The organism is Calditrichota bacterium (assembly GCA_014359355.1).
GTDB lineage: Bacteria > Zhuqueibacterota > Zhuqueibacteria > JANLFK01 > Oleimicrobiaceae > Oleimicrobium.
Window position 1 is genome coordinate 1 of sequence record JACIZP010000386.1, and the last position, 4,020, is coordinate 4,020.

Below are 4,020 nucleotides of genomic sequence, written 5' to 3' on the forward strand. Positions count from 1 at the left end.
GGCAATGTGGCGCTTCACTCGCCTCGGGGTGGGGGAGCAAAGGAAAGTACTCCTCGAGGCGATGGTAACGGATGCTCCGGCAGTATATCCGAAGGAACTTGTCAATGTTTGCACGGTGAGCGCCCTGGGTGACACGAACCTTGCCAACAGTACTTCGCGAGCATCCGTGGTCGTCAGCGAGGTAGTGGCCGACTGTAACACCTTCTATTTTGACCAGAACCTCTTCACGCCGGACGGCGGCGCAGACCTAACCATTTTCTTCGGCCTGGAGACACAAGCAGAAGTGACACTCGACCTCTACGATATCACTGGCTACCACGTCACCCAAATTGCCAAGGCTGTTTTCCAACCCGGGGTGAACAGTTGTGTGTGGAATGGCAAGACGGAGAGAGGCGAAAAGGTGGGCAGTGGCGTGTATGTCATCGCTTTGCGCACAGGAAGTCTCATCTGTTGGAAGAAGGTGGTGGTTTTGCGATGACGAGCAGACGCATGCATGGGCAGGGACGTGGTTTCCTTGCCATTGTTGGGGCGCTGACAGTGCTGGGCGGGTTTGCTGCTCCGTCAGCTTACGGGCAGGTGCGCGCAGGCGCTGCCTACCTAAAGATCCAACCGAGCGTGCGCTACCAGGGAATGGCAGGCGCATTGAGCGCCGCGATAGACGAAGTGCAGGCCTTTTACGCCAACCCTGCCTCCACCGCCTTTTCTCGTGAGTGGCAGTGGTCAGCTGCTTACACAAGGTGGATTGCCGACATTTACAGCGTGGCCGCCAACTATGGAAGGCAGTTTCGGACCCCGTGGAGCAGTCGCTTCAACGTGGCCCTGGGTCTTAACTACCAGGGAGTGCGGGAGTTCGACAGCACGCAGGGACGCAGACCTCCCGTATCTGCCGGCGACCTCGTGGGAGCCATCAGCGTGGGAAGTCCGCTCACCTTTTTCTCGGCCAACCTGGCTGTGGGTGGCAATCTCAAATACCTGCGCAGCGATTTGAGCGGCAACACCGCGGGCACCTACATCCTCGACATGGGGGTGATGTACCGCTCGCCTCGTTTTTCTGTGGGTGGACCTTTCCAGTACGGATTGCTTTCGGCGGGCCTTGCTATCGACCACTTGGGCTCCCCGTTGCAGTTCCTCCAGGACAAGACGCCACTGCCACGCACCCTGCGCGGGGGGGTGGCCATGCATCTGGGTAGCCACGGCGGGCTTCAACTGCAGCTCTCCGGTGACTATCACCAGGTGCGCGACGAGATCGGCAGGTTCTGTGTGGGCGCGGAACTGGCCTGGGGGTACCGCTTGGCACTCAGAACGGGTTATGAGTTCAACGAGCGACTGTTAAGCAAACTTTCCATGGGGATGAGCCTCCGCCTGGATGACCAGACGCCGCTGACGCGGGAGATCGCTTCCGGGACCAACCAAGCAGTCCGCTTGGACATCGGTGGGCTCGAGGCGAACGAGCTTTTCCAGACGGCCGGACGGGCTGGCGCTCACCACTACACCATTGGGCCGGAGAGATTCGACTTGCTGCAGCCGCTGCCTCACGACACAGTCCGTGGCCAAGTCGTGGCACTGCGTTGGCAAGCTTCGCGAGATCCGGATCTGTTCGACGATGTGCGCTATGTGCTGTTGGTGGAGCACGCCACTGGCGTACCTGCAGAGCGCTCGGAATTGGCCCGATTGCTCGCTCTGCTGGCGCAGCGTCAGGTGCGCTTGCACGATGCCATCAAGGCCTTTGGCTCGACCTTTCACACGGTCTGCGACTCCACATTTGGCGTGACGGCATGGCCGGAGAACGCCTCGTACCCGATAACTGACCTGCCTGCCGGCGACTACCTCTGGACAGTTGTTGCCTACGATCGCGACGAGCATCTGCGCGTGGCCTCGCAAAGGATGTGGCCCTTTCACGTGATGCGGCCAGATGTGCAAGTGGTGGACATCGTGTTCGAGCCAGATGTCTGGATCACTGAGAGCGACACCCAGGGTGTGGTTTCGGTGCAGGTGCGGAATAATGGACCATGGCCGGCAGAGCGCGTCGAACTGACGGTGGTGGATGAGCCTCCCGGTCCAGGCGCATCATTCTTGAGCCCGGACACCGCCTGGCGAGGCGAGATCGGGCATTTGCCCCCGCGGAGTAGCGGGGCCATTTCGTTCATGTGGCGTACGCGGATCTCTGGCCTCCATCGGTTCAGAGCTCATGTGCTGCTCCTCGATGCGGAGGGAAACCAGGTCCTCGAGAGGAATGCGGAGGACAATGTCCTTAGCAGGAGCTTTTACACCATTCCTAAGGGGAGAGTCGCTATACCGGACACCGTGCAGGCGTTTGTGTTGCCCTTGGTGGCGTGGGAAGTGCCTCTGGTGACCAAGGTCTTCTTCGACGCGCAGAGCGCGGAGGTGGCGCCGCAGTACTACAAGTCGTCGCCGTGGTTCTACGCTCCACTGGATACGCTGGCGCGGCGTGTGGCAAGGCGGGAGGACGTGGTATTGACCCTGGAGGGCTTTGCCGATGTGGTGAACGGCGAACCCGTTGCGCTTGCGCGGACAAGAGCACTGGCCGTGCGCACAGTGCTCCTGGAACTCGGCGTGCCTCCAGAGCAGATCCCGATGGATAGCCTGAAGTGGGGCCCCTCGCCCGACCGAAAGATCACGCCCAATACGGGGGTGCACCAGGAGCGGCGCAACGTGCGCATCCGCGCACTGCGGCGGGTCGATGCCACCCCCCAAGTGGACATCATCGCGCCTGTGCCGTTCCGCAATGTGCCCCAGCCACCGGTGCCTTTGCCTGTGTCGTTTACCAACACGGTGAAGGGGGTCGTGCCGGTGCAGAGCGGGTGGCTACACCTCCAAGCGACTGAATTCGAGGATTCGCTTGCTGCGGGCTACGCGCTTGGAGCAAGCGACCTACTGCCTTGGCCTCTGGGCGAAGAGGACCTGGGTTTGCTCCACAAGAGGATCGCCTACTCGCTGTTTATCGCCGACACCCTGGGACGGCGGTTTCGAACGCGGTCGAGGGATGTGGTACTGGTACCGAAGGCCTGCGAGCTGCCGATCGTCGTCGGTCTGGCTGAATTCAACGACCCCAAGCCTTTTGCTATCGTTTCGTGGGAAAAGGTTTTTCGCGAACTGGCCACAAGGCTACGTTACAGTCCGAACTTGCGCTACCGTTTCGTGGGCCATGCGTGTGGCATAACGCCGCGTTCGGTGAACAATGCCTTTTCCCGCCTGCGAGCCATGCATTTGCAAGAAGAGTTCATCCGCGCAGTCCAAGGTCTTACGACGACTGACCCAGCCGATCAGCAGCTGGTGCTCTCCCGCCTCGAGCGCGACGGTGCGGTCGGCAAGGGCGCAGACGAGCCGTTCAGCATCTCGCTGGACGAAGAGGAGTTCTTGAAGAGCTACCGGGAAATCGACGCCGGCCTTTTCGAGAAGATCTCGCTCTTGCGCGGCCGCGCCACTGCCGATTGCCAGCCGTTCTCTTTTCGCGCGCAAGACGGCAAGCTCCTGTTCGAGGGCGACAACGAAACACCCTTGGGCAGGCAAATCAACCGCAGGATTCAGATAGAGTTCTTCTTCAAATAGGTTGCGGCCGCTGATTGAAATGGCTTGCAGGGCGTGCCGCGCACACGAGTGCTGCGGTTGGCTGTCGGAAGATGGCAGGGACCTTCCTTTGATGCAGGCCCGCCGATCCGAAGACTGTGCGCTTGCCTGGTCCATCGCCACCAGGAGGCCAGCGTCAACGGAAGGTCGGGGACCTGCATCTTTGTTTGGTGCACCGCCGGACTAACCAGGCATCACCTCATTGTTCTGTGAACAACAAGGCCTAGTTTACCCGCCGCAGCCCGGGCCAACCGCGGGTCATCTGCGGAGATCCCCCTGCTTTCCCGAGAGGATTCACCGACAAGAAACCTTGTGACGGCGCCACAATTCCTACGTACGCCTGTTTTGTGTCGGATTTGGCGGTGGCTACAGGGGAGGCACCCAGCCACCGCGGAACATTTTCCTTGATATTCCCGGTCATATTTGATAAAT

2 protein-coding genes are annotated in these 4,020 nt (G+C 60.5%); both read left to right on the plus strand.

Annotated elements, in window-relative coordinates:
* The first annotated feature begins 61 nt into the window (after positions 1–61).
* Entirely contained in the window at positions 62–478 is a 417-nt protein-coding gene (locus H5U38_16040; protein MBC7188535.1) for a hypothetical protein, read from the plus strand.
* Positions 475–3,570, plus strand: a complete 3,096-nt coding sequence (locus H5U38_16045) for a PorV/PorQ family protein (protein MBC7188536.1) — start codon at positions 475–477, stop codon at positions 3,568–3,570. Before H5U38_16040 ends, H5U38_16045 begins: the two co-directional genes overlap by 4 nt.
* Positions 3,571–4,020 lie beyond the last annotated feature (450 nt).

Coding starts and splice junctions, on each gene's coding strand:
- H5U38_16040 (MBC7188535.1), top strand. CDS start 62: ATGGTAACGGATGCTCCGGCAGTATATCCGAAGGAACTTGTCAATGTT.
- H5U38_16045 (MBC7188536.1), top strand. CDS start 475: ATGACGAGCAGACGCATGCATGGGCAGGGACGTGGTTTCCTTGCCATT.